This window comes from Escherichia sp. HH41S (genome assembly GCF_009820115.1).
Lineage (GTDB): Bacteria > Pseudomonadota > Gammaproteobacteria > Enterobacterales > Enterobacteriaceae > Escherichia > Escherichia coli_F.
This window is the reverse complement of record NZ_VNXE01000119.1, coordinates 106733-131858: the sequence shown is the minus strand read 5'-3', so window position 1 is coordinate 131858 and position 25126 is coordinate 106733. Positions and strand designations below refer to the sequence as shown.

At 51.0% G+C, this 25126-nt stretch carries 27 protein-coding genes; 12 read left to right on the top strand and 15 right to left on the bottom strand.

Annotated elements, in window-relative coordinates; genetic code table 11:
- From celF to osmE, 6 genes are all read right to left on the bottom strand, one after another.
- The gene (gene celF / locus FQZ95_RS22610; protein WP_160530708.1) at window positions 1-1353 is read right to left on the bottom strand and encodes a 6-phospho-beta-glucosidase; all 1353 of its coding nucleotides are present in this window, start codon (window positions 1351-1353) and stop codon (window positions 1-3) included.
- 104 nt (window positions 1354-1457) lie between these two features.
- A complete protein-coding gene (chbR, locus tag FQZ95_RS22605) occupies window positions 1458-2300 on the bottom strand; it encodes a transcriptional regulator ChbR (protein ID WP_000983653.1) in 843 nt (280 codons plus the stop codon).
- A 7-nt stretch (window positions 2301-2307) separates the two neighbouring features.
- Window positions 2308-2658, bottom strand: a complete 351-nt coding sequence (gene chbA / locus FQZ95_RS22600; RefSeq protein ID WP_000968919.1) for a PTS N,N'-diacetylchitobiose transporter subunit IIA — start codon at window positions 2656-2658, stop codon at window positions 2308-2310.
- Window positions 2659-2708: 50 nt separating this feature from the next.
- Complete coding sequence (gene chbC, locus FQZ95_RS22595) at window positions 2709-4067, bottom strand: PTS N,N'-diacetylchitobiose transporter subunit IIC (RefSeq protein WP_000073041.1); 1359 nt, start codon at window positions 4065-4067, stop codon at window positions 2709-2711.
- 84 nt (window positions 4068-4151) lie between these two features.
- Window positions 4152-4472 carry a PTS N,N'-diacetylchitobiose transporter subunit IIB gene (gene chbB, locus FQZ95_RS22590; RefSeq protein WP_000412169.1) on the bottom strand — a complete coding sequence of 107 codons (321 nt, stop codon included), beginning with the start codon at window positions 4470-4472 and terminating at the stop codon, window positions 4152-4154.
- A gap of 298 nt (window positions 4473-4770) precedes the next feature.
- A complete protein-coding gene (gene osmE / locus FQZ95_RS22585) occupies window positions 4771-5109 on the bottom strand; it encodes an osmotically-inducible lipoprotein OsmE (protein ID WP_105271095.1) in 339 nt (112 codons plus the stop codon).
- Window positions 5110-5310: 201 nt separating this feature from the next.
- Here osmE and nadE point away from each other — a divergent pair, with 201 nt between their 5' ends.
- Together nadE and cho are read left to right on the top strand one after the other, a co-directional pair.
- Entirely contained in the window at window positions 5311-6138 is an 828-nt protein-coding gene (gene nadE, locus FQZ95_RS22580) for an ammonia-dependent NAD(+) synthetase (protein ID WP_000175037.1), read from the top strand.
- A gap of 228 nt (window positions 6139-6366) precedes the next feature.
- Window positions 6367-7254, top strand: coding sequence for an excinuclease Cho (gene cho, locus FQZ95_RS22575; RefSeq protein ID WP_032184363.1), 888 nt, complete (start codon window positions 6367-6369; stop codon window positions 7252-7254).
- Here cho and ves read toward each other — a convergent pair.
- The 7 genes from ves to astC all read right to left on the bottom strand — a co-directional run bounded on the left by ves (window position 7214) and on the right by astC (window position 14834).
- Window positions 7214-7789: an environmental stress-induced protein Ves gene (ves, locus tag FQZ95_RS22570; RefSeq protein WP_032184364.1), complete on the bottom strand. Its 576-nt coding sequence runs from the start codon at window positions 7787-7789 to the stop codon at window positions 7214-7216. The two genes, cho and ves, sit on opposite strands and share 41 nt — an antisense overlap.
- A 202-nt stretch (window positions 7790-7991) precedes the next feature.
- Window positions 7992-8477 (bottom strand): ATP-independent periplasmic protein-refolding chaperone Spy, encoded by a 486-nt coding sequence (gene spy / locus FQZ95_RS22565; protein WP_001228990.1) that lies wholly within the window; start codon window positions 8475-8477, stop codon window positions 7992-7994.
- A gap of 329 nt (window positions 8478-8806) precedes the next feature.
- The gene (astE, locus tag FQZ95_RS22560; protein WP_032184366.1) at window positions 8807-9775 is read right to left on the bottom strand and encodes a succinylglutamate desuccinylase; all 969 of its coding nucleotides are present in this window, start codon (window positions 9773-9775) and stop codon (window positions 8807-8809) included.
- A complete protein-coding gene (gene astB / locus FQZ95_RS22555) occupies window positions 9768-11111 on the bottom strand; it encodes an N-succinylarginine dihydrolase (RefSeq protein WP_032184367.1) in 1344 nt (447 codons plus the stop codon). The genes astE and astB overlap by 8 nt, the downstream gene beginning before the upstream one ends.
- Window positions 11108-12586 (bottom strand): succinylglutamate-semialdehyde dehydrogenase, encoded by a 1479-nt coding sequence (gene astD / locus FQZ95_RS22550; RefSeq protein ID WP_160530706.1) that lies wholly within the window; start codon window positions 12584-12586, stop codon window positions 11108-11110. Before astD ends, astB begins: the two co-directional genes overlap by 4 nt.
- Window positions 12583-13617 carry an arginine N-succinyltransferase gene (gene astA, locus FQZ95_RS22545; RefSeq protein WP_160530704.1) on the bottom strand — a complete coding sequence of 345 codons (1035 nt, stop codon included), beginning with the start codon at window positions 13615-13617 and terminating at the stop codon, window positions 12583-12585. The genes astD and astA overlap by 4 nt, the downstream gene beginning before the upstream one ends.
- On the bottom strand, window positions 13614-14834 hold the full coding sequence (gene astC / locus FQZ95_RS22540) for a succinylornithine/acetylornithine transaminase (protein WP_160530702.1): 1221 nt from the start codon (window positions 14832-14834) through the stop codon (window positions 13614-13616). Before astC ends, astA begins: the two co-directional genes overlap by 4 nt.
- 445 nt (window positions 14835-15279) lie before the next feature.
- Between astC and xthA the strand changes: the two genes are divergently transcribed.
- The 9 genes from xthA (at window position 15280) to ynjE (ending at window position 23626) form a co-directional block, all read left to right on the top strand.
- On the top strand, window positions 15280-16086 hold the full coding sequence (xthA, locus tag FQZ95_RS22535) for an exodeoxyribonuclease III (protein WP_032184371.1): 807 nt from the start codon (window positions 15280-15282) through the stop codon (window positions 16084-16086).
- Window positions 16087-16252: 166 nt separating this feature from the next.
- A complete protein-coding gene (locus FQZ95_RS22530; protein WP_001353166.1) occupies window positions 16253-16963 on the top strand; it encodes a TVP38/TMEM64 family protein in 711 nt (236 codons plus the stop codon).
- Window positions 16964-16967: 4 nt separating this feature from the next.
- Window positions 16968-17645: a lipoprotein YdjY gene (gene ydjY / locus FQZ95_RS22525; protein WP_160530700.1), complete on the top strand. Its 678-nt coding sequence runs from the start codon at window positions 16968-16970 to the stop codon at window positions 17643-17645.
- 14 nt (window positions 17646-17659) lie between these two features.
- A complete protein-coding gene (locus FQZ95_RS22520; RefSeq protein ID WP_000977148.1) occupies window positions 17660-18367 on the top strand; it encodes a TVP38/TMEM64 family protein in 708 nt (235 codons plus the stop codon).
- Window positions 18367-18915, top strand: a complete 549-nt coding sequence (locus tag FQZ95_RS22515; protein ID WP_000524104.1) for a carboxymuconolactone decarboxylase family protein — start codon at window positions 18367-18369, stop codon at window positions 18913-18915. The genes FQZ95_RS22520 and FQZ95_RS22515 overlap by 1 nt, the downstream gene beginning before the upstream one ends.
- A 9-nt stretch (window positions 18916-18924) precedes the next feature.
- Window positions 18925-20091 (top strand): ABC transporter substrate-binding protein, encoded by a 1167-nt coding sequence (locus FQZ95_RS22510; protein ID WP_105287929.1) that lies wholly within the window; start codon window positions 18925-18927, stop codon window positions 20089-20091.
- Complete coding sequence (locus FQZ95_RS22505; protein ID WP_160530697.1) at window positions 20064-21599, top strand: ABC transporter permease subunit; 1536 nt, start codon at window positions 20064-20066, stop codon at window positions 21597-21599. Before FQZ95_RS22510 ends, FQZ95_RS22505 begins: the two co-directional genes overlap by 28 nt.
- Window positions 21599-22252 carry an ATP-binding cassette domain-containing protein gene (locus FQZ95_RS22500; protein ID WP_032184378.1) on the top strand — a complete coding sequence of 218 codons (654 nt, stop codon included), beginning with the start codon at window positions 21599-21601 and terminating at the stop codon, window positions 22250-22252. The genes FQZ95_RS22505 and FQZ95_RS22500 overlap by 1 nt, the downstream gene beginning before the upstream one ends.
- 66 nt (window positions 22253-22318) lie before the next feature.
- Window positions 22319-23626 carry a thiosulfate sulfurtransferase YnjE gene (ynjE, locus tag FQZ95_RS22495; protein ID WP_001354713.1) on the top strand — a complete coding sequence of 436 codons (1308 nt, stop codon included), beginning with the start codon at window positions 22319-22321 and terminating at the stop codon, window positions 23624-23626.
- Between the two features lie 8 nt (window positions 23627-23634).
- Here the strand turns inward: ynjE and FQZ95_RS22490 are convergent, their stop codons facing one another.
- Window positions 23635-24255, bottom strand: a complete 621-nt coding sequence (locus tag FQZ95_RS22490) for a CDP-alcohol phosphatidyltransferase family protein (RefSeq protein WP_001353164.1) — start codon at window positions 24253-24255, stop codon at window positions 23635-23637.
- A gap of 86 nt (window positions 24256-24341) precedes the next feature.
- Between FQZ95_RS22490 and nudG the strand changes: the two genes are divergently transcribed.
- Entirely contained in the window at window positions 24342-24749 is a 408-nt protein-coding gene (nudG, locus tag FQZ95_RS22485; protein ID WP_105271085.1) for a CTP pyrophosphohydrolase, read from the top strand.
- Here the strand turns inward: nudG and FQZ95_RS22480 are convergent.
- The gene (locus FQZ95_RS22480; RefSeq protein WP_160530695.1) at window positions 24715-24987 is read right to left on the bottom strand and encodes a DUF1496 domain-containing protein; all 273 of its coding nucleotides are present in this window, start codon (window positions 24985-24987) and stop codon (window positions 24715-24717) included. The two genes, nudG and FQZ95_RS22480, sit on opposite strands and share 35 nt — an antisense overlap.
- Between the last annotated feature and the right edge of the window lie 139 nt (window positions 24988-25126).

Below are 25126 nucleotides of genomic sequence, written 5' to 3'. Positions count from 1 at the left end.
TTAATGTGCTTTTTTAAGCTCTGCGATGCAGTCGGCAAAATTTGGCAGCCATTTCTCGTGCGCCAGAATCATCTCGCGTGCCAGCAGCTCAGCATCGCGATCGGAATGCACCAACGGACTAAGGTTTAGCGCCAGTAACACATCGTTAAAGTCCCCGCTAAGTGCGGCGTTGCTGGCAGCAATCTCGAAGCCTTTGATGGTGTGAATCAGCCCCATCACTTTATCATCGAAATGCGTAATGCGCGGATGTGGCGTCGCGCCATCGCGCCCCAGTGTACAGGTCATTTCTACCGCCCAGTCTGCCGGAATATTATCAATATGCCCATGATGCGGGATATTAACGTAATGTTCTGCTTGCTTATCGTTGTAGATAGCGTTGATCACTTCGCACGCTGCATCAGAGTAATAAGCCCCACCGCGCTGTTCCAGTTCTTTCGGCTTAACTTTCAACTCCGGGTTTTTATACAGCTCAAAAAGTTGTTTCTCGACTTTCTGTACTACCTGCGCTCGTGCGCCGCCTTTGTAGTATTCGCCCATTTCAATAGCCAGCATCTCTTTTTGCTTGAAGTAATAAAGCAAATAAGAACACGGCAACAGATTCAGAGAACGAATTAAGCCTTCGCTAAATGGCAGATCGAAAATATTTTTAACGCCAGATGCTTTTAACTGCCCGGATGCCACACCATCAAGCAATTCGGCAAAGCGTGATTTGCCATTTACCAGCACATCCTTAATGAACACCATATGGTTGAGGCCGAACAAATCGATAGATAAATCATCGCTGTCTTTCAGAGTCAGAACATCGCGAATAAACATCTTCATGCCGATCGGAATATTACACACGCCGATAAAGCGTTTAAATCCGGTATGACGATAGACGGCTTCAGTGACCATTCCCGCCGGGTTAGTAAAGTTAATCACCCATGCATTCGGACAAAGTTCTTCGACATCTTTTACGATGTCAAAAATCACCGGAATGGTACGCAGACCTTTAAACAAACCGCCCGCGCCGTTAGTTTCCTGACCAAGATAACCATGACTTAATGGAATACGTTCATCCAGTTCGCGCGCCGGTAATTGGCCTACGCGCAGTTGGGTAGTAACGAAATCAGCATCTTTCAATGCTTCGCGGCGATCCAGCGTTTTATAAAGCTTCATCGGGACGCCAGCGTTATCAATCATCCGTTGGCAGAGATCAAAAATAATATCCAGTTTCGCTTTACCACCTTCGACATCCACCAGCCATAATTCGCTGACTGGCAATTCGTGGTAACGCTTAATAAATCCTTCCAGTAATTCCGGGGTATAGCTGCTCCCGCCACCAATAGTGACGACTTTTAATATCTGGTTCATAAACTCTCCCTTCAGTACAGAGTACTGATATCTGGCATATCTGCCCCCCCGGACATAAATAATCCAGCAACAGGACAGATATGTGAATTGTCAGGTATAACGACTTACTGATTAAATTCAGTCAATTTCTTACGATAGCTCTTAGGCGTAAAGGACGTTAATTTCTTAAACGTTTTAATAAACAAGCTCGGGCTACTATAACCGGCCTCAAACGCAATATCCGTCACAGAATAGTTGGTCATTTCCAGTTGTTTTTTGGCAAAATTAATACGGATCTCATTAATAATCTGCATTGGTGTTTTGCCATAATATCGTTGAGTCGCTCGCGTCAAATATTCCTGTGATTTGGCTGACAACGTCACCATATTCTCCAGTGCCGATTCACTAAACTGCTCTTTATCATGCATCTTTTCTACCGTACTTTTCAGCCACTGCGGTACATCATCAATCACCTGTTCTTCGCGGTAATGACGCAAACGGTTAATGACATAAAAAGTAACCATCTCAACAAACTCTTCCAGCCCTGTTTCGCGGAAATTCAATGAAGAAATCACGGTTTCCACATAGGTGAGAAAAGCGTTATTGGTCCGGTATACCTGCGAAGCGACAAAGCAATAAGGCAACAACGGCAGGTAATGCTGCTCAAAAAAGCGTTTACTGATCCCAACGTTCAATATGCGCGTGGCACCAAACTCATAAAAACTTTGATGGTGCGAACCTAACGGAATAAAAACAAAATCGCCCCGTTCCAGTAACACGCGCTTACCGTTAATCTCCTGGAAATAACGCCCGGTTAATACCAGAGTAAATTCATAATAGTCGTGCTGATGCAGTCCGCTGATACTCTCAGTTTTGTTGTAGATAAACACATGGAAGTTTTTGCCATTAAACAACTGCTGTTCTCGGGCAGTGGCAATTTCCGGCGCGTTAATCACTGGCTGCATCATCGACTCCTTATGCCTTCAGTTTTTCATGAAGCTCAATTAATTCAGTAATCAGTTCACGCGCAAGCATGGACGTCATTAAATGATCCTGAGCGTGGACCAGCACCAGACTCACTTTCATCTTACCTTCGCCCGCATCGCCTTCAATCAGTTTCGTCTGTACCAGATGCGCTTCATTCAATGCCATCCGTGACTGATCCATCATCGCTTTTGCTGCGGCAAAATCGCCCTGCTTCGCCTGTTTCAGTGCGGCATACGCCAGGCTGCGCGCTTGTCCGGAGTTGATGATAAGCCCCATCACCACTTCTTCCAGCTCTTCAGCTTCTGTTTGCGTATCAGGAATATTGTCAAGATCCATCATATATCGTTCCTCATTTATTCCCGGTACAGCGTTACCCGTACCGGTATCGATTAAAATTTCAGGGCATTAGCAATATCTTCTTCACTCTCTTCTTTATCAATCGCGTTTTGTGCTTTGTTAGCCACCACAACAAAGGGCAGATAAATTAACGTTGCGATACCAAGGTTGAAGAGTGCGACCAGCAATGCAGCGACGCTACCGTTGGTGTTAAAGAAGGCTCCCAAACCGGTTGGCATGGTCCACGGTGCAATATTGGTCACCGGAGGAATAATGCCCATGTAGTACGCTGCCAGAGTGATTGCCGCCAGAATCGGTTGTACCAGTACAAACGGGATAAACATCACCGGGTTCATGATAATTGGCAAACCAAACAGAATCGGTTCGTTAATCTGGAAGATGCCGGACGGCAGCGCCAGTTTTGCCACCTGACGATAATCAGCACGGCGAGAAGCGATAAAGATAGCCAGGATCAGACCCAAAGTCGCACCACTGCCACCGAGGAAAATAAAGGAGTCCAGCATCGGCTTGGCCCAGATATGGAAGGTCTTACCGGCTGCCAGCGCCGCTTCGACGGAACCATATTGCTGATAGGTCGCGATATTTTCCAGCGCCCAAGGCGTCATAATGCCGTTGTCCAGTGCGGTCAGCGCCAGCGCACCATGAATACCGAAGAACCAGAGTAGTGGAACAAAGATCACATAGGCCCAGCCCACCACGCTACCCAACGATGCCAGTGGGGTTGAGATGGTATCCATAATGATCTGATGGAAGTTGGTGCCCCAGGTATTCAACGCCCAGGCAATAATCCCCATCACGGAAAGAATAATAAAGCCGGGAATTAATGCCGAGAAGGAACGCGATACTGAAGCAGGTACGCTGTCGGGCAATTTAATGACCCAATTGCGGCGGACAATAAAGGTAAACATTTCTGCCACCACCAGGCCAATAATAATCCCGGAGATGATATTCGCCCCACCTAACCAGTTTGCGCCAACCGCATAGGCCTCACCGACACTATATGGGGTGACGGTCATAAATGCTGCAACGGATAACAACCCAGCCGCCAGCGCATCGACTTTACGCTCTTCTGCCAGCGCCATGCCAATAAAGAACGGTGCCATTAAAGACATTATCCCTAATGTTCCGTTATATACGTTGCCGCCAATACCTTTCAGACCATTAAGTGTTTCAATGGTTGAGGCATCCAGGCGAATACCTAAGGAATAAAAAAACGACCCCTCCCCAAAGCTTAGAAAAACGTTGTTAATTAATACAAACATGGCCCCCGCAAGGGTTAACGGCATTAAGCGAATAAAGCCATTTTTGATTGCATTAACGTGTGGCTGCTTTCCTATTTTAACTGCAAAAGGGAGGAGTACCTTTTCAAGCGATGCAATAACATTACTCATAGAAAAATACCCTTAAAAACCGCAATTTAAATATTGCGGTATTGATTTATGAAATAACTCTTTGACGGGAAAATTTAAAATAAATTAATTTGCTGCGGCTTTTTTAATCGCTGCAACCGCAGCCTTAAGCACGCCTAAACCATCGACTTTGCCATAAAGCAGCGAGTCAATTACTTCAACCGGTTTGTTGGGTAACAAACGCTGGATTTCGGGCAACATATAAGCAATCTGCGGCCCTAATAACACGACATCGGCATTCTGACCTTTTTCACCAGCCAGTGTTTCCGGAAATGCTTCAATAATGACCGGAACTTCATATTTTTCTGCCTGTGCGCGCATTTTTGATACCAGTAAAGAGGTAGACATGCCCGCAGAACAAAACAGATAAATGTGTTTCTTTTCCATAAAACAGCCCTCATCGACGATTATCTGTCAGCCAGACACTCCGCAAGCCTTAACCTGCTTCCATGCTCTGGGTAACTTGCGAAACCAACATGACTTTTTTTGTGGCTGAAAGGAGTATACGGTATAGACCTGAGCAATAGTATTTCTTTGACCTTATAAATTGTCTCTCCTTGACCTGTGGTTATGACCCTCTTCACATTTCGGGCAAATAATTCGCGAAGATAATTAAGAACACAGGCCAAAAAAAACCGGCGCAATGGCCGGTTTCCGTTGTTACTCAAGCTTTCAGGCGAAGTGATTAATTCGCAGCCTGTGGATCAGTGTCGTATTCAGCACAGGTCTGATAACCGGAGTTGATGACATGTCCGGTATCATCTAACGCGACAAAGTAGGTTTCTGCTTTACCATCACGTTGACCCAGGATGTACGTCTGGCAAGTACCACGAGCATGAATCATGCTCACTTCAGACGAAGGTTTACCCGCAATTTGTGCAACCTGCGCCCGGCTCATGCCTTTTTTGACGTCTTTCACCACAGGCTGTACAAACTGGTCTTTGGTACGATCATAAGCCGTACAACCCGCCAGCATGGTTAATACCGCCGCTGCACTCAGAATTCCTGCCATATTCTTGTTCATATTCCGTCCTCTTGTTTATCAGCGTGTTAGATAAGCCTGGAATACATTGGGCGCTTTTTCAAGCCCGTGAACGAAACGGCTCCGCTTTCAGAGGATTCCTGTATGACGTTTTAACCACCATTCAGCCCGCTGTCGCTTGTCGTTTCAGTAGCAACGGGTTAGCTTTAAGGAAGTTTTGTCTTTTCTGTCTGGAGGGGTTCAATGACATTGCAACAACAAATAATAAAGGCGCTGGGCGCAAAACCGCAGATTAATGCTGAAGAGGAAATTCGTCGTAGTGTCGATTTTCTGAAAAGCTACCTGCAAACTTATCCGTTCATTAAATCACTGGTGCTCGGGATCAGCGGCGGTCAGGACTCCACGCTTGCCGGTAAGCTGTGCCAGATGGCAATTAATGAGCTGCGCCAGGAAACCGGCAACGAATCGCTGCAATTTATTGCCGTACGCCTGCCCTATGGTGTTCAGGCCGACGAACAAGATTGTCAGGATGCCATTGCCTTTATTCAACCGGATCGCGTATTAACCGTTAATATCAAGGGCGCGGTATTGGCCAGCGAACAGGCGCTGCGCGAAGCGGGTATTGAATTAAGTGATTTTGTCCGTGGCAATGAAAAAGCGCGTGAGCGGATGAAAGCACAATATAGCATTGCGGGTATGACCAGCGGTGTCGTGGTGGGCACCGATCATGCAGCAGAAGCCATTACCGGATTCTTCACTAAATATGGTGACGGCGGTACGGACATTAATCCGCTGTATCGCCTCAACAAACGTCAGGGTAAACAGTTACTGGCGGCATTAGGTTGTCCGGAACATCTTTATAAGAAAGCCCCAACGGCCGATCTGGAAGATGATCGCCCTTCTCTGCCAGATGAAGTGGCACTCGGCGTGACCTATGACAATATCGACGACTATCTGGAAGGGAAAAACGTACCTGAACAGGTCGCCAGAACAATAGAGAACTGGTATCTGAAAACTGAACATAAACGCCGTCCGCCAATTACCGTTTTCGATGATTTCTGGAAAAAGTAATAATTTGCACATTTGGTTTGTGCGAAAAAGAGTACTTTGTTCACGCCGGATGCGGCGTGAACGCCTTATTCGACCTACAAAACTATTCAAATTCAATACATTGCAGGAGTCGAATAGGCCTGACAGGCGTAGCACGTCTCATGGTGTAACCTTTGTCATCGACCCGCCTCTTTTTTAATCGCTCCCCGCCTGTTACACTGGATAGATAACCAGCACTCGGAGTCAACAGTGGTACGGCGTTTAACTTCTCCGCGGCTCGAATTTGAAGCTGCGGCAATTTATGAATATCCCGAACATTTACGTTCTTTTCTCAGCGAATTACCCACTCGCCCTGGCGTGTATTTGTTTCATGGCGAAAGTGACACCATGCCGCTCTATATTGGCAAAAGCGTCAATATCCGCAGTCGCGTCCTTTCTCATTTACGCACCCCGGATGAAGCCGCCATGCTGCGGCAATCCCGACGCATCAGCTGGATATGTACCGCCGGTGAAATCGGCGCTCTACTCCTTGAAGCGCGATTAATCAAAGAGCAGCAGCCGCTATTTAATAAACGCTTGCGCCGCAATCGCCAGCTCTGCGCCCTGCAGCTGAATGAAAAGCGTGTTGATGTGGTGTATGCCAAAGAGGTGGATTTTTCACGAGCCCCCAACCTGTTTGGCCTGTTTGCCAATAGGCGCGCAGCTTTACAAGCATTGCAGACCATCGCTGATGAACAAAAACTTTGTTATGGCCTGTTGGGACTGGAACCGTTAAGCCGCGGTCGTGCATGTTTTCGTTCTGCATTAAAACGTTGCGCCGGGGCGTGTTGCGGTAAAGAGAGCCCTGAGGAACATGCGCTACGCTTGCGCCAGGCTCTGGCGCGTTTGCGGGTGGTGTGTTGGCCTTGGCAAGGTGCGGTGGCACTGAAAGAACAGCACCCGGAAATGACTCAATATCATATTGTTCAAAACTGGCTGTGGCTGGGGGCGGTTAATTCGCTGGAAGAAGCGACAACGTTAATTCGGACACCCGCGGGGTTTGATCACGACGGTTATAAAATTCTCTGTAAACCTTTGCTTTCTGGTAACTATGAAATTACCGAACTTGATCCGGTGAATGACCCGCAAGCCAGTTGATTTCACTGAATAACAGTTTACCTTGCGGTTGTAAAAGCCGCAGGGTGTGCCTGCCATCGAACCAGCACGCGCCCTGGTCGGTAGTGAGCAGTTTATCGCCCAGTTGCCACGCCCCGTTAATCACAAACACCACCCCGCCGCGTGAGCCAAAGGTAGTAAACGTACGTTCGGCAATTCTGACTTTCGCCTTACAGACATCCAGGCGTGTCATGATGTTGAAATCCATCGACATCTGCCCTGCCGTCAGTTTCGCTTTAACCACCTGGTCCGCCGCAAAGGCAAAAGGCTGTAACGGTTTTAAGGTATGGTTAAAGCGGTCTGCGCTTTCAAGGAACATCTCGCCGCCTTCCAGCAACGTCACTATCCTTTCCATACCTGGAAACAAAGAAAACTCCCCATTCGCCGCGATGGATGCAATGCTGGCACGCCAGTAAAAATCACGTTTTGCCGGTGGGAAAGTGCAAATTTCGCGCGTTTCACCGGCAGCGTTTCGCCACAAATTCACCGACATTTTACGCATATCAAAGTATTCCATACTCGCTCCCGGCCCGTTCTTTTCATTGTTATCGTTCAGGTAACCGTGGATGGTTATCGGCAACTCGGGTGATTTACGTTAGTGGCGATCAGGCTTTTTTTGCATCTGTTTGAGAACAAAAAAGAAAACCGCCGATCCTGTCCACCGCATTACTGCAAGGTAGTGGACAAGACCGGCGGTCTTAAGTTTTTTGGCTGAAAGATTATTCAGCAGTTGCAGGCATTTTACCTTTTGCCGCTGGACGTTCTGTCAGACGCTTCTCAAAATTAGCATTAAATTGCTTTTTCTGTTCCGGCGTCAGGATGTTGTAAATCTTGTTCTGGGTTTCCATGTGCGCCAGCATGTTAGCTTTGCGCTGTTCTTCCATTTTTGCGATCTGCGCTTCAGCTTTTGCTTTATCGAAGGTATCGCTGGCAATGATGTCATGCATTGCGCGACGTTCTTCCAGCGGCGGACGTTTCATCTGGTCACGCTGGCCTTTCATGATTTCGCGAATCTGCTGTTTCTGCGCGTCGGTCAGGTTCAGGTCTTTGAACATCATGTCTTGATGCGGACCGAACTTGCCTTTGTGGTGCATCATCGGCTTCGCGTCAGCCGGTGCTGAGGTAGTGGTGTCTGCGGCATGGGCCAGGTTAGCCGCGCCAAGAGCCAGGGTAGAGGCAACAAACAGTGCAGTTAATTTACGCATATTCTATATCCTTCCTTTCAGTTATTTATTACGGCTTTCTTAAGTAGCGTGCCGTGTTGACGAGATTAACTTTACTGACTTTAGCGTCAATTAATCAGAGCAACGGTAAAACAATGAAAGTGTAAAAAACACTTTTGCGCCAATTATGGAGAAAAAAAGAAAATTTGATGGAGAGTAATGAGAGAATATTACAACACGATGATTTTGCAGAGATTATGAAGAACTATACCGGATGACTGGTGATAAATAAAGCAAATAACCAGGATTAATCTGTATTAATTTATAAGAAAGTAACTTAATACCCGCAGAATGATTTCTGCGGGTAAGTATTAGCTTATTTTTTCGAGCATTAATCCCGCGCGTAATCCCAACGCTACCAACGGATTAGGGAATAACACATACTCTACATCATGGGTTACGGTAAAACGTTCCTCACCGTCCTGCGCCAGCAACGTTCCTTTCTTAAACGGCATAAAATTCAGCGTGTCACTTGCCATATGCATTTCGAAGGACGGCGAGTGGCGAGTAATTTGCGAAACCACCCGATAACGGAGCGACGGCGTTCTCACGATACCGACACTCTCACCAGATAGCAGCGCAGCAATTGCGCTGGCAGTGACTGCAAACTGGCGAAGATCGTTTTGTCCAAAGGGCAACGCTTTGCCGAGTTCCAGCGTACAGGCCAGCGCGCCAAAATGTCTGGCGCTGAAATGGGTAAACGTACCACCAGGCGCCTGATGAAACACCAGTGCCTCCAGCCCCGCCGCCCCCAGCCACGTCAGAAATTTCTCGTCCCAGGGAATGTCGCGTTGCGGTAATACACCGAACTGCGGATGCAAGGAGCCACGAATTGCGGTATGTAGATCAAGGTGCCAGCGAATAGATTCCTTGCCCTGGTCATAAAAATCTTCCAGGCACTGTTCCAGTTCGCGCGCGCGACAGGTTTCCCCGCTTTCAGCAAATAGCTGCCAACGTCCGCCAAACATTCGGTTCATATCGCTATGGCAATAACGTTTCCCTTGCTTCAGCGCAGGAGGATTCCCGAGGATCACCAGCAGCCGCCAACGTAACGGGATCTCGCCATGAGATATCGCGCCAAGCAACGCGTCCAGCATCTCCACAGGTGCCGTCTCATTACCATGTATTCCCGCTGAAATCACCAGCGCACCTTGCGGTGGCGTTAATGGCGTCAGTTCCAGCACGCCATCGCCCAGCCAGCGCCAGCGAACGCCGTTGATTTCTCGCTCGGTGATAACCGGTTTTTTACCCGTTAAGGTCAGAGCAAGAAAATTATCCATTGCCCCCTCCCTCGCGCTGGAACGGATAAACCGAACCGAGATTCAGTAATTGGCTCAATACATCCAGTGCTTCCCGCCCTTCGCGCAGCAGCAGCGGATCAGCCAGATCCGCCGCAGTAAGACGATCGCGGTAGTAACGCTCCACCCAGTCATTGAGCGCATTAAACAGCGTATCGTTCATCATCACCGCCGGATTCACCGCCCGGCGTTCTTCTTCTGTCAACACCACGCGCAACCGCAGGCACGCCGGGCCGCCGCCGTTTGCCATACTTTCACGTAAATCAAAAACTTTTAGTTCGCTAATCGGGTTGTCAGCGGCAAGGAGTTCATTGAGATAACGCCATACTCCTGCGTGTTCCTGACACTCCTGAGGCAGCACCAACATCATGGAACCATCATCGCGACTCAGTAACTGGCTGTTAAACAGATACGTAGACACCGCATCCGACACGGAAACCTGTGCCGCCGGAACTTCTATCGCCATAAAACCATTGACCCGCGAACGCAGGTTTGCCAGTAACTGTGACTGGCGAGCGAACGCCTGTTGATGGCAAAACAGCACCTGGCGGTTGCTCACGGCAATCACGTCATTATGAAAAACGCCCTGGTCGATAACGTCCGGGTTTTGCTGGGCGAAAAACACCTGTTGGGGATTCACCTGATTCAACCTTGCCACCGCCTCGCTGGCTTCGCGTGTCTGCCGCGCCGGATAATGGGAAGGTCGGGAAACATTGCCCTCTTCTCGCCCGTAGACAAAAAGCTGAATACCCGGTTCACCATAATGGCCGCCCAGACGATTGTGGTTTGCCGCCCCCTCGTCACCGAGCAAGGCCACCTGTGGCAACGCCGAATGGATAGCGAATTTTTTCTCCTCGTTGAAAATCGCTTTTAACAGCGATTCGGTCACAGACGCTTCCAGCGAGCGGTGAAATTTATTGTTCAGGTTGGCAACGGTGAGATGCACTTTGCCATCCAGCGTATCGGCGGATGGCGCGACCGTTGCCGCATTGGCTACCCACATTGGAGATGCGGAACTGACGCTGGAAAGCCAATGCGGTGCCTGACGTGCAACCTTTTCCAGTACCTGCTCATCGCTACCACTGAATCCCAACTGACGTAAAACCGGAATAAACGGGCGCTCGTGCGGTGGGATAACCGCCTGGGGAAATCCCAAATCGGCAAGGGCTTTCATTTTCAGTAAGCCCTGTTTCGCCGCCAGTCGCGGGTTAGAGACCTGAAAACGATGACGGGTAGAGGCTTCATTACCAAACGACAGGCCCGCGTAATGATGCGTCAGCCCTACCAGCCCGTCGAAATTGACTTCCCAGGCGTTCATCGCACCACCTCATCGGAAAAATCCAGACCGGGGTTAAGCGTCGTGGGCAACGTTAACGAGTCTGACTCCAGGCTTGCCATCGGCCAGGCGCAGTAATCGGCGGCATACCAGGCACTGGGGCGATGGTTACCGGAAGCGCCAATACCGCCGAATGGTGCGGTACTGGCAGCACCGGTAAGCGGTTTGTTCCAGTTAACAATCCCTGCTCGCGCCTCCAGCAAAAGTTGATCGAATTTTTCCCGCGCGGGGGAAACCAGACCGCAAGAGAGTCCGAAGCGAGTGTTATTCGCCATTCGAATCGCTTCATCGAAAGTATCATACCGCCAGACGCGCAATAACGGTCCGAACACCTCTTCATCTGGTACGCCAGCAACGCCCGTCATTTCAATGATCCCCGGCGTCAGCAACGATGTTCCAGCGCGCAGTAAACGTGGCGCAAGCAGGGTTCGTCCGCCCATCGCTTCCAGTTCCTGCCAGGCGGTAACCACCTGCTGCGCGGCCTGATCTGATATCAGCCCGCCAAGAAACGGCTGCGGTTCGTCATCCCAGTTCCCTGGCGTTAATCGCTGGCTGACGGCAACCAGACGGGCAAGAAATGCATCGCCCTGCGCCCCGCTTTTAAGCAATAAACGGCGGGCGCAGGTACACCGTTGCCCGGCAGTGACAAATGCTGACTGAATAGTCAGATGGACAGCGGCATCGATATCCGTCACCTCATCAATAATCAGCGGGTTATTACCGCCCATCTCAAGAGCAAGGATTTTTTCCGGCTGACCAGAGAGCTGGCGATGTAACTGGTAGCCGGTATTGGCGCTGCCGGTAAACAGCAAGCCGTCGAGATCCTCCAGCGCACTCAGCGCCTGCCCTGTTTCACGCCCGCCCTGCACCAGGTTCAGCACGCCCGGCGGCAAGCCAGCCTGCTGCCATAAGCGCATTACCACTTCGCCGCTCCAGGGTGTCAGTTCGCTGGGTTTAAAGATAATGGTGTTACCTGCCAGCAATGCCGGAACGATATGTCCGTTCGGCAAATGACCAGGGAAATTATACGGCCCAAACACCGCCAGCACGCCGTGCGGGCGATGTCGCAGGCTCGCCGCGCCGTCCGGCATTTCACTACGCTGCTCGCCGGTACGAACGTGATACGCCTTAATTGATATCGCGATTTTATTGATCATCGCCGTCACTTCGGTTGCCGCTTCCCAGCGCGGCTTACCCGTTTCTCTGGCAATAATCGCGGTTAATTCGGCTTTATTGCTTTCCAGCAGTGCGGCAAAGCGTTCGACAACTGCCTGACGATCAGCAAATGAAAGACGCGCCCAGCGCGGAAACGCCGCACGGGCTGCCCGACAAGCCTGCCCGACCTGAGCGGCATCGGCATCATTGCCCTGCCATAACACCTCGCCCGATACCGGATTACGCTTCACACGCAATGCACCCTGGCCGGTCACCCAGTCACCGTTGATCCATAAAGTCATGCTGTTTTCTCCTCTGCGCACAGGCGCACCAGACGAACGCGATCCCCTGCGTGGCATTTGAGGGCATCCAGTTGTGCGGCGGTTAAAATCAAACGCTCGGTCGCTGGATCGGTACGCACCAGCACCACGCGGAAATGGTGATAATTTTCATTGGCGACCAGGCAGGCCGGGATTTCGCCCTGCGCAGGCTGCCCTTCTGCCACTTCCACCAGCCGACTTTTGCGAATGGCTCGCACGCGGTCGATGTCACACTCAAGCGTCGGCCCGCCGTCAAAAATGTCGATATAGTTACGGTAGCGAAAACCTTCTTTCTCCAGCACCGCGCGGGCAGGCGCGGTCTGCGGATGTACCTGACCGATGACGTCCTGCGCTTCCTGGGATAAAAAGTGGGTATAGATCGGATGTTTCGGCATCAGTTCTGCAATAAACGCCTTTTGCCCGGTGCCGCAGAGAAAATCGGCGCGGCTAAAATCCATCGAAAAGAAGCGTTTACCGAGGCTTTGCCAGAACGGTGAATAGCCGTGTTCGTCTATCACCCCGCGCATTTCGGCGACCACTTTGTCATTAAACTTGTCGCGAAAAGCCGCCATAAACATAAAGCGCGATTTCGACAGCAAATAGCCGTTGCCCTCTTTGCGCCACTCCGGGTCGAGAAATAGCGTGCACAACTCGCTGCTGCCGGTGTGATCATTACTGAGAAACAGCGTCGGTAACGCGTTATAGACATTTAGCTCTTTTGAGGCGTGAACCAGCGTGCCGACGCGATAGTTATACCAGGGATCGTTCAGACCAACCGCAACCTCTATAGCGCAAATTCCTGCCACAGTGCCTGTCTCACTATCTTCCAGTACAAACACATAGCCCTGCTCACTTTTGGGCAGTTCGCCTTGCCAGGTTTTGATTGCCCTTTCGATACGCGCCGAAAGCGTGGCTTCATTGGCGGGAAGCGACGTCAGGCCGCCGCCCGTTTTGCTGGCAAGCTGCATTAACGCTGAGACATCAGTGCGTTCAACGGGACGGATGACCATCATGATGAACCTCCGCTCACAAAGCGTTCACAGGCCGCAGCAAAACGATCCAGCCCGGTTGTCACCTCTTCTTCGCTGACATTGAGCGCTGGTGCAAAACGCACCACGTTGCCACCCGCAATCAGTACCATCACGCCTGCTTTCGCCGCTTCCTGAGAAATTTGTTTCGCTTGCCCGGCGTAATCAGCATTCAGTACACAGCCAATTAAAAGACCTAAGCCGCGAACTTCACTGAACAAACCATAGCGGTGATTAATGGTATTAAGACGCTCAACAAACCAGTCGTGACGCTGTTTAACGCCATTAAGCATCTCTGGCGTGTTGATGAGATCCAGTACTTTACCTGCCACCGCCGAGGCCAGCGGATTACCGCCATAAGTGGTGCCATGTGTGCCCACGGTCATCACGCTGGCGCATTCTTCGGTTGCCAACAGAGCGCCAACGGGGAAACCGCCGCCCAGTGCTTTGGCGGTAGTTAACAGATCGGGCGTCACGCCGTAGTGCATATAGGCATACAGTTCCCCGGTACGCCCGACGCCCGTTTGTACTTCATCAAAAATCAGCAATGCGTTGTGGCGGTCACACAGTTCGCGAAGTCCCTGTAAAAATGCGTTGCTGGCTGGCACCACACCACCTTCTCCCTGAATGGGTTCGACAATCACCGCACAGGTAGAGTCGTCAATCAGCGCACTGGCAGAGTTAATATCGTTATATGCAGCATGACGAATATCCGGCGGCAGTGGCGCAAAATCCTGTGAATAGGCTGGCTGTCCGCCCGCGCTGACGGTAAACAGCGTGCGCCCGTGGAACGCATTTTTAAACGCCACGATGCCGCTCTTATGGCTGCCGAAGCGGTCGTAAGCGAATTTACGTGCCAGTTTGAGCGCCGCTTCATTGGCTTCCGCACCAGAGTTACAGAAGAACACGCGATCGGCAAAAGTGGCGTCGATCAATTTTTTCGCCAGTCGCAGTACCGGCTCGTTGGTGTAACCATTACCGGTATGCCAGAACTTACTCGCCTGTTCGTTCAGCGCCTCGCGCAGTTCCGGGTGCGCATGGCCCAGTGCGTTCACCGCAATGCCACCCGCGAAGTCGATATACTCTTTCCCCTGCTGATCCCACAAGCGCGAACCTTCGCCACGTACCGGAATAAATGGTGCCGGAGCGTAAACAGGTATCATCCATTCATCAAAGTTTTCACGCGTAATTGGCTGAGACATAGCGACCTCTACAGTAAATAATTCGTTATTTATATGTTAATTATAAGTAATGTTTGCGCTGTAAATGTAGATTGCAGGGTTCGTGCCAGCCAGTGATAAAAGTGCATAAATGGCAGAGGCTAACTGGAAATCAAGCAGTTATAACCAAACCATATGCATTTAAAGTGCATATAAAGTGAATACGTTTGCGATGTAGGTGAATAAAAAGAATAAAAAACGCAATGTTATGCAGAAGTAAAATATAATTCTGGAATTGTGATCATTGACGAAATTTACTGGAAATTACTGCGCCATTCTGACGCAGCGCGCACCAAAAGCGGGCATTTTTTGCGCCATCGTTGACATCATTAACAACCATCGATCAAATCACTTAACAACAGGCGGTAAGCAAAGCGAAATTCTGCTACCATCCACGCATTCTTTATCTGAATTAATGGCAGCGACTATGAAATTTGTCTCTTTTAATATCAACGGCCTGCGCGCCAGACCTCACCAGCTTGAAGCCATCGTCGAAAAGCACCAACCGGATGTGATTGGCCTGCAGGAGACAAAAGTTCATGACGATATGTTTCCGCTCGAAGAGGTGGCGAAGCTCGGCTACAACGTGTTTTATCACGGGCAGAAAGGCCATTATGGCGTGGCGCTGCTGACCAAAGAGACGCCGATTGCCGTGCGTCGCGGCTTCCCTGACGACGGCGAAGAGGCACAGCGGCGAATTATTATGGCGGAAATCCCCTCGCCGCTGGGCAATGTCACCGTGATCAACGGTTACTTCCCGCAGGGTGAAAGCCGCGACCATCCGATAAAATTCCCGGCGAAGGCGCAGTTTTATCAGAATCTGCAAAATTATTTGGAAACCGAACTCAAGCGTGAAAATCCGGTGCTGATTATGGGCGATATGAATATCAGTCCTACCGACCTGGATATTGGCATTGGCGAAGAGAACCGTAAGCGCTGGCTGCGTACCGGAAAATGTTCTTTCCTTCCGGAGGAACGCGAATGGATGGAGAGACTGATGAGCTGGGGGTTGGTCGATACCTTCCGCCATGCGAATCCGCAAACGGCAGATCGTTTCTCATGGTTTGATTACCGCTCAAAAGGTTTTGACGATAACCGTGGTCTGCGCATCGACCTGCTTCTCGCCAGCCAACCGCTGGCAGAATGTTGCGTAGAAACCGGCATCGACTATGAAATTCGCAGCATGGAAAAACCGTCCGATCACGCCCCCGTCTGGGCGACCTTCCGCCGCTAATTTAGCTGCTCTCCTGACTCAAACGGAGTCAGGAGAATTAACCTTGAGAAAAATCAACAAACTGTCAGTAATGATTTGTTGCCTGCCGTCCTTTGTTATACCGTCACTGCGTTTTTAGTTGTCTGACCACTTCTCTATTATCAAGTTTGATATAGGAAACTCCACAATGAACGCTGAGCGTAAATTTCTTTTTGCCTGTTTTATTTTTGCGCTGGTCATTTACGCTATCCACGCTTGCGGTTTATTCGATCTGCTCACCGATTTACCCCACTTACAGACACTCATTCGCCAGAGCGGATTGTTCGGTTATTGCCTTTATATTGTGTTATTCATCATTGCCACCCTCTTTCTGTTACCAGGAAGCATACTGGTGATCGCTGGAGGCATAGTTTTTGGCCCGATCTTAGGGACACTACTCTCATTAATTGCCGCCACGCTGGCCTCCTCGAGTTCATTCCTGTTGGCACGCTTTTTGGGGCGCGATTTATTGCTGAAATACGTTGGTCACAGCCATACCTTCCAGGCCATTGAAAAAGGCATTGCACATAACGGTATCGATTTTTTAATTCTTACCCGCTTAATCCCGCTGTTTCCTTACAATATTCAAAATTACGCCTACGGATTAACCACTATCGCCTTCTGGCCTTATACCTTTATTTCGGCACTCACTACCCTGCCCGGTATCGTTATTTATACCGTGATGGCCAGCGATCTCGCCAGTGAAGGCATTACGCTGCGCTTTATTTTACAACTCTGTCTGGCGGGCCTGGCACTGTTTATTCTCGTCCAGCTTGCCAAACTCTACGCCCGACACAAACACGTGGATCTGTCTGCTTCGCGCCGCAGCCCACTTACTCACCCAAAAAATGAAGGATAGAACGATGTTGCAACATTATTCAGCGTCATGGAAAAAAGGACTGGCTGCACTCTGCTTACTGGCTGTTGCCGGGCTTAGCGGCTGCGATCAAAAAGAGAATGCGGCTGCAAAAGTGGAATACGACGGACTTTCGAACAGCCAACCGCTGCGTGTCGATGCCAATAACCATACGGTCACCATGCTGGTACAAATTAATGGCCGTTTCCTGACAGACGACACTCGACACGGCATAGTGTTTAAAGATGGCTCCAACGGACATAAATCGCTGTTTATGGGTTATGCGACCCCGAAAGCATTTTATGAAGCACTGAAACAAGCCGGTGGTATCCCGGGCGAAAACATGACCATGGAGAATAAAGAAACGACTCATGTAGCGGGCAGCAAACTGGATATTTCGGTCAACTGGCAAGGGGCAGCAAAAGCGTATTCATTCGATGAGGTGATTGTCGACAATAACGGTAAAAAACTGGACATGCGCTTTGGCGGTAATTTAGCCGCCGCAGAAGAGAAGAAAACGGGCTGCCTGGTATGTCTGGATAGCTGCCCGGTCGGCATCGTCAGCAATGCAACATACACTTATGGTGCGGTGGAAAAACGTGGTGAAGTGCAATTCAAAGGCAATGCCTCGGTTCTCCCGGCAGATAACACGCTGGCTACGGTTACCTTTAAAATCACCGAATAAAGCCACGATAAAGGATGATGAAGATGCAATCGCGTAAAATCTGGTACTACCGTATAACCCTCATCATCCTGTTGTTCGCTATGCTGCTGGCATGGGCACTGCTTCCCGGCGTCCATCAGTTTATCAATCGCAGCGTTGCGGCGTTTGCCGCCGTGGACCAACAGGGTATAGAACGCTTTATTCAGTCTTACGGCGCACTGGCAGCAGTTGTCTCGTTCATGTTGATGATTTTACAGGCCATTGCTGCACCGCTGCCTGCATTTTTGATCACCTTTGCCAATGCCTCGCTGTTCGGTGCGTTCTGGGGTGGCTTGCTGTCGTGGACCAGTTCTATGGCGGGCGCGGCGCTATGCTTTTTTATTGCCAGAGTGATGGGCCGCGAAGTGGTGGAAAAATTAACCGGTAAAACCGTGCTTGACAGTATGGACGGCTTTTTCACTCGCTACGGCAAACACACTATCCTGGTATGCCGGTTATTGCCTTTTGTCCCTTTCGATCCAATCAGCTATGCTGCCGGTTTGACGTCAATACGTTTTCGCTCGTTTTTTATCGCCACCGGGCTTGGTCAGTTACCGGCGACTATTGTTTATTCCTGGGCGGGCAGTATGTTAACGGGCGGTACCTTCTGGTTTGTCACCGGACTGTTTATTCTGTTTGCCCTGACCGTGGTGATTTTTATGGCGAAAAAAATATGGCTTGAACGCCAGAAGAGGAATGCCTGATGGGTTTACCACCGCTTAGCAAAATTCCTTTAAGTTTACGTCCGCAGGCGTGGCTGCATCGTCGCCATTACGGCGAGGTGCTAAGTCCAATTCGCTGGTGGGGACGGATCCCGTTTATCTTTTATCTGGTGTCGATGTTTGTCGGTTGGCTGGAGCGTAAACGCTCACCGCTCGATCCGGTAGTGCGATCGCTTGTCAGCGCGCGCATTGCGCAAATGTGCCTGTGTGAGTTTTGCGTGGATATCACCAGTATGAAAGTCGCCGAGCGCACTGGCAGCACCGATAAACTGCTGGCAGTGGCTGACTGGCGGCAAAGCCCGCTCTTTAGCGATGAAGAACGGCTGGCGCTGGAGTACGCCGAAGCCGCAAGCGTAACGCCGCCAACAGTCGATGCAGCCCTGCGTACCCGACTGGCTACGCATTTTGACGCCCAGGCGCTCACCGAACTGACGGCATTGATCGGCCTGCAAAATCTGTCAGCCCGTTTTAATTCTGCCATGGACATTCCCGCTCAGGGGCTGTGCCGTATTCCTGAAAAACGTTCTTAAGGAGAGATGATGCGCCATTGTGGGTGGTTGCTGGGATTGTTATCGCTGTTTTCTCTGGCAACACATGCCAGTGACTGGCAGGAAGTTAAAAATGAGGCCAAAGGGCAAACCGTCTGGTTTAACGCCTGGGGCGGCGATACCGCAATTAACCGCTATCTCGACTGGGTTAGCGGCGAGATGAAAACCCATTATGATATAAACCTGAAGATTGTCCGCCTGGCGGATGCCGCAGACGCGGTGAAGCGCATTCAGACCGAAGCCGCAGCCGGGCGCGAGACAGGCGGTTCGGTGGATCTGCTCTGGGTGAACGGCGAAAACTTCCGCACCTTAAAAGAGGCCAATTTACTGCAAACCGGCTGGGCTGAGACTCTGCCAAACTGGCGTTATGTCGATACACAACTGCCGGTACGGGAAGATTTTTCTGTACCTGTCGAAGGCGCAGAATCGCCGTGGGGCGGCGCACAACTGACGTTTATCGCCCGCCGCGATGTTACGCCACTGCCACCACAAACACCGCAAGCCTTACTGGAATTCGCTAAAGCCAATCCTGGCACGGTTACCTATCCGCGCCCGCCAGACTTTACTGGCACCGCATTTCTTGAACAGTTACTGATTATGCTGACGCCAGATCCCGCAGCATTAAAAGAAGCGCCGAACGATGCGACTTTCGCCCGTATCACTGCGCCCTTGTGGCAATATCTTGATGCGCTGCATCCGTATCTATGGCGCGAAGGAAAGGATTTCCCACCTTCGCCCGCGCGGATGGATGCTCTGCTGAAAACTGGCACATTGCGCCTGTCGCTGACCTTTAATCCTGCACATGCCCAGCAAAAAATCGCCAGTGGCGATTTGCCGGCAAGCAGTTACAGTTTTGGCTTTCGCGAGGGGATGATTGGCAACGTGCATTTCGTCACCGTTCCTGCCAACGCGAATGCCAGTGCTGCGGCGAAGGTGGTTGCCAATTTCCTGCTCTCACCTGATGCACAGCTACGTAAAGCAGACCCTGCTGTCTGGGGCGATCCATCGGTTCTCGATCCACAAAAACTGCCTGACGGGCAGCGCGAAATATTGCAATCAAGAATGCCGCAGGATCTGCCGCCGGTACTGGCTGAACCGCACGCAGGTTGGGTAAATGCGCTGGAACAAGAATGGCTACACCGTTACGGTACGCATTAATCTTGTTGCTGTGGGCGATGGTGGCGGTGATTTATGCACCGCTGATCCCGGCGGCGTTCACGCTGATATCGCCTGCTTTGTCGTTGGCACACTGGCAGGCGTTATTTGCCGATCCGCAGCTACCGCAGGCATTACTGGCGACGCTGGTGTCAACAACCATCGCGGCGCTCGGCGCATTGACGATTGCCCTGCTGGTAGTTATGGCGCTGTGGCCTGGGCCGAAATGGCAGCGTATGTGCGCCCGTCTGCCGTGGCTGCTCGCCATTCCCCATGTGGCTTTTGCCACCAGCGCCCTGTTGCTGTTTGCTGAAGGTGGCCTGGTTTATCAGGTTTTTCCTTTTCTCACTCCGCCGATGGATAAATTGGGTATTGGGCTGGGCCTTACCCTGGCGGTGAAAGAAAGCGCATTTCTGCTGTGGATCTTAGCGGCAGTATTGAGCGAGAAACGGCTGTTGCAGCAGGTTATTGTACTGGATTCGCTGGGCTACAGCCGCTGGCAATGTCTGAACTGGTTGTTGTTGCCCTCCGTCGCGCCTGCACTGGCAATGGCGATGCTGGCTATTGTGGCATGGTCGTTGTCGGTCGTGGATGTGGCAATTATTCTCGGGCCGGGTAATCCACCGACGCTGGCGGTAATTAGCTGGCAGTGGCTAACCCAGGGTGGCATTGACCAACAGACAAAAGGCGCGCTTGCCAGTCTGCTGCTGATGCTGTTACTCGCCGCCTACGTTTTGCTTGGTTATCTGTTATGGCGCGCCTGGCGACGCACGATCCCCCAGGAAGATGGCGTTCGTAAGCACGCCACTCCTTTATTACCCGGTAATACACTGGCGATTTTTTTACCCTTAACCGGTGTGCTCTGTGTGGCTCTGCTGGCGATCCTCGCGGATCAGTCGACGATCAATAGTGAAGCGCTCATCAACAGCCTGACGATGGGACTTACCGCGACGTTTCTCGCTTTAATCCTGTTACTGGCCTGGCTGGAATGGGGATCACTACGGAGGCAATTCTGGCTATGGTTGCCCATATTGTTACCCGCTCTGCCGCTGGTGGCGGGCCAGTACATGCTGGCGCTATGGCTGAACATAGATGGGAGCTGGACAGCGGTGGTCTGGGGGCATCTGCTGTGGGTAATGCCGTGGATGCTGTTTATCCTGCAACCCGCCTGGCAGCGCATTGATTCACGGTTAATTTTGATTGCGCAAACACTGGGCTGGTCGCGGGCCAAAATCTTCTTTTACGTGAAATGCCCACTCATGTTGCGCCCTGCGCTGATTACCTTCGCGGTGGGATTTTCAGTCAGTATTGCGCAGTATATGCCGACGCTGTGGCTGGGCGCGGGGCGTTTTCCGACACTCACTACCGAAGCGGTGGCGTTAAGTAGCGGCGGCAGTAACGGTATTCTCGCTGCCCAGGCCCTTTGGCAACTGCTATTACCGCTTATTATTTTTGCCCTGACCGCGTTAGTCGCAAAATGGGTAGGTTATGTCAGACAAGGACTCCGCTAATGCTCTGCGTGAAAAATGTTTCGCTACGTTTACCAGAAAGCCGCTTGCTGACAAACGTTAACTTTACGGTGGATAAAGGTGACATTGTCACGTTAATGGGGCCGTCTGGCTGTGGAAAATCTACACTGTTTTCATGGATGATTGGTGCGCTGGCCGGACAGTTTTCTTGTGCAGGTGAGCTATGGCTCAATGAGCAACGGATTGACATGCTACCCACCGCACAGCGTCAGATTGGCATTCTTTTCCAGGATGCACTGTTATTTGACCAGTTCAGCGTCGGGCAAAATTTACTGCTGGCGCTACCGGAGACACTTAAGGGGAATGCCCGACGTAATGCCGTGAATGATGCACTTGAGCGTTCAGGCCTTGACGGAGCTTTCCATCAGGATCCTGCCACTTTGTCTGGTGGTCAGCGAGCGCGCGTTGCTCTGCTACGCGCCCTTCTCGCCCAGCCAAAAGCGTTACTCCTGGATGAGCCGTTCAGCCGTCTTGATGTGGCTCTGCGCGATAATTTTCGCCAGTGGGTGTTCAGCGAAGTTCGCGAACTGGCGATCCCCGTCGTTCAGGTAACGCACGATCTCCAGGATGTTCCTGCTGATAGTTCTGTTCTGGATATGGCGCAGTGGTCAGAAAATTACAACAAACTGCGATAACGCAAAGTTTTTCCCAATGTGTCAGTTCAGAATGGCGCACTCAAAACTACAATGTCGGGATTTTCGATGAAACGTGTTTCTCAAATGACCGCGCTGGCAATGGCTTTAGGGCTGGCTTGCGCTTCTTCGTGGGCCGCTGAACTGGCGAAGCCTCTTACACTTGACCAGCTTCAACAACAAAATGGCAAAGCGATAGATACTCGCCCCAGCGCGTTTTATAACGGCTGGCCACAAACCTTAAATGGCCCTTCTGGTCATGAACCTGCCGCCTTAAACCTCTCTGCTAGCTGGCTCGACAAAATGAGCACCGAACAGCTCAACGCGTGGATCAAGCAACATAACCTGAAAACCGACGCTCCGGTGGCGCTGTACGGTAATGACAAAGATGTCGACGCCGTCAAAACGCGACTGCAAAAAGCAGGTTTTACGCATATCTCCATTTTGAGTGACGCGCTAAGCGAACCTTCCCGTCTGCAAAAACTGCCGCACTTTGAGCAGCTGGTTTATCCGCAATGGCTGCATGACCTGCAACAAGGAAAAGACGTTACAGCGAAACCTGCCGGTGACTGGAAAGTCATTGAAGCAGCCTGGGGCGCACCGAAACTTTATCTTATCAGCCATATTCCTGGCGCGGATTACATTGACACCAACGAAGTGGAAAGCGAACCGCTATGGAATAAAGTCTCTGATGAGCAACTGAAAGCGATGCTGGCAAAGCATGGCATTCGTCATGACACCACGGTGATTCTATATGGTCGCGATGTATACGCAGCAGCGCGTGTAGCACAGATTATGCTCTATGCAGGGGTGAAAGATGTGCGCCTGCTGGACGGCGGCTGGCAAACCTGGTCCGACGCGGGACTGCCTGTTGAGCGCGGAACACCACCGAAAGTGAAAGCTGAACCGGATTTCGGCGTGAAGATCCCGGCGCAACCGCAGTTGATGCTTGATATGGAACAGGCCCGTGGGCTGCTGCATCGCCAGGATGCATCGCTGGTGAGCATTCGTTCGTGGCCAGAATTTATCGGTACGACCAGTGGTTACAGCTATATTAAGCCAAAAGGTGAAATAGCCGGAGCCCGTTGGGGACACGCTGGTAGCGACTCGACGCATATGGAGGATTTCCATAACCCGGATGGCACCATGCGTAGCGCCGATGATATTGCCGCTATGTGGAAAGCATGGAATATCAAACCAGATCAGCAAGTTTCATTCTACTGCGGCACCGGCTGGCGCGCGTCCGAAACCTTTATGTACGCACGAGCAATGGGCTGGAATAACGTCTCCGTTTACGACGGCGGCTGGTACGAATGGAGCAGCGATCCGAAAAATCCCGTAGCAACCGGTGAGCGCGGCCCGGACAGCAGCAAATAACATTGCAATTACTGGCGCTGGAGCGACTTCAGCGTCAGATACCCACTCCACACCCGCGTAAAGGTCGTCATCCAGCACAACGCACCAAATACCCACGCAAACCACGGAAAATAAGCTGGCAAGAGGCAACTCAGAACAAACAGCAAAATCGTCTCGCTGCCTTCGGTTAACCCGCCCAGATAATAAAACGATTTATGCGCATAACCGGGATTATCAATCTGATGTTTCGCCGCCAGCGCAGCAAAAGCGAGAAAACTGCTTCCCGTGCCAATAAACGCAAACAGCAGCCAGCCGCCCGCCAGCGCGTTTTGCTCCGGTGCGGCGAGGATAAACCCAAAAGGCACCAGTGCGTAAAAAAGAAAATCGAGAGAAATATCGAGAAAGCCACCCGCGTCGGTAAGTCCTCTTCGCCGCGCCAACGCGCCGTCCAGACCATCAAGCAGCCTGTTCAACAAAATGACGATTAGCGCCGCCAGATACCAGCCCAGCGCCAGAAACGGCAGTGCCAGCACGCCGATGGCAAATCCCACTAATGTTAAACCATCTGGCGTAATGCCGGGTTTATCCAGCACCTTCACACACTGATGCAACAAAGGTTTAATTCGGGGATGAAGATGGCGGTCTAACACAGGCACTCCTTAAATATAAAGCCTTTCTGATTGAGCAACAGTGCGGATATTATGGCATTTTTCGCTTATCTGCCCGTGTGTAATTTATGAATATGATTGAAGTTGTTGCCGCCATCATCGAACGTGATGGCAAAATTTTACTCGCTCAACGCCCCGCCCATAGCGATCAGGCGGGATTATGGGAGTTTGCCGGTGGTAAAGTCGAGCCGGATGAAAGCCAGCGGCAGGCGCTGGTGCGTGAGTTACGCGAAGAATTGGGCATCGAAGCAACTGTGGGTGAGTATGTTGCCAGCCATCAGCGAGAAGTGTCGGGGCGGATTATCCATCTTCATGCCTGGCACGTACCCCACTTCCACGGGACGTTACAGGCACATGAACATCAGGCGCTGGTCTGGTGCTCACCTGAAGAGGCTCTGCAATATCCGCTGGCCCCTGCTGACATTCCACTATTAAAGGCGTTTATGGCTTTACGCGCCGCCAGACCAGCGGATTAGTGCTAAGAGTTTTGTCATCCCGCTGGCATTGCAGCAGTATTCCTTCGGCTTTAATTACCGCCCCTTCAGAATAGTTTTGATCCTGATAGACGCAGCACTGATTACAGGGCTGCGCTGACTGCCCGCCTGAACTGAATACTTCAGGCGGTACGTTTACCTCCACGTCCGGACGATAATGCGGGTTAGCCAGTGCAATGAATGGAAATGCCAATGCTAGGGCGAACAATGCTCGACTCACAGGGAACTCCTTAACGTTTTTGTCTCTGCTACTGATAACGGTAGCCTGGCGGCAAAACTTTAGCGTCTGAGTTATCGCTTTTGGTTATGAGATTTCTCCCGTTATTAATTTGCTTTCGTGAGTCATTTTTTTCTTGCTT